This is a genomic window from Thermoactinomyces sp. CICC 10521 (assembly GCF_016055135.1).
GTDB classification, from domain to species: domain Bacteria; phylum Bacillota; class Bacilli; order Thermoactinomycetales; family Thermoactinomycetaceae; genus Thermoactinomyces_A; species Thermoactinomyces_A daqus.
In genome coordinates this window covers 1-675 of sequence record NZ_JAECVZ010000093.1, presented here as the reverse complement: position 1 = coordinate 675, position 675 = coordinate 1, and the positions used below count along the sequence as shown (strand labels likewise).

Below are 675 nucleotides of genomic sequence, written 5' to 3'. Positions count from 1 at the left end.
CACAACCGGTATTGAGCAATTTGTTGTCACGGCTTGGTTTGATCATCAAATCAAACTGAAATCCGCATTCCGCATTGCTAAAGTTGCACCGCAAGCCTAATAAGGGAGGGTAACAAATGGCTCTCCCTGATTTAGATGAGCTGAAAACATACCTGCGCATCGATGGGAGTGAGGATGACGCCATCCTCACTCTTCTTATTGATAGTGCTCAAGAATACTTGACTAATGCAGGTGTTCCAGAATCGGAAAGCAATTTATACAAGCTGGCTATCATGATGTACGTTGCAATGCATTACGAAAACCGAGATCCGAGCCAAAAAATTGATGGTTTCAACTTTGCCCTCCAAAGCATCATCTTGCAATTGAAGGATTACAGCGTACCCGCTGATACAACCACAATGTGAGCGAGGTGAGAAAAATGCCCAAATACGTGGTATCAACGCCTTTCATTGATCGACTCACTCAAGTCTTCTACCGGAAAGGCAGCATTTATGAGACGAATGACACAGCTAGGGCGGAAGAGCTGCGCAAAGGCGGATTTATTGGTGAAGAAATAGCCGCGCCGGCGAAGCCAAAAGCAAAAGCCGCCAGCAAAGGAACGACGAAGGATGCGAATCAGTGACCTTCGCCATCGCATCACCATCCAGCGAAAAACTACGACCCGGGACGCTGAGG

2 protein-coding genes are annotated in these 675 nt (G+C 47.1%); both read left to right on the top strand.

What is annotated here, in order from left to right:
- The first annotated feature begins 116 nt into the window (after positions 1–116).
- Entirely contained in the window at positions 117–404 is a 288-nt protein-coding gene (locus tag I8U17_RS18140) for a head-tail connector protein (protein ID WP_198060010.1), read from the top strand.
- Positions 405–418: 14 nt separating this feature from the next.
- Positions 419–622: a hypothetical protein gene (locus I8U17_RS18135; protein WP_198060009.1), complete on the top strand. Its 204-nt coding sequence runs from the start codon at positions 419–421 to the stop codon at positions 620–622.
- The last annotated feature ends 53 nt before the right edge of the window (positions 623–675 follow it).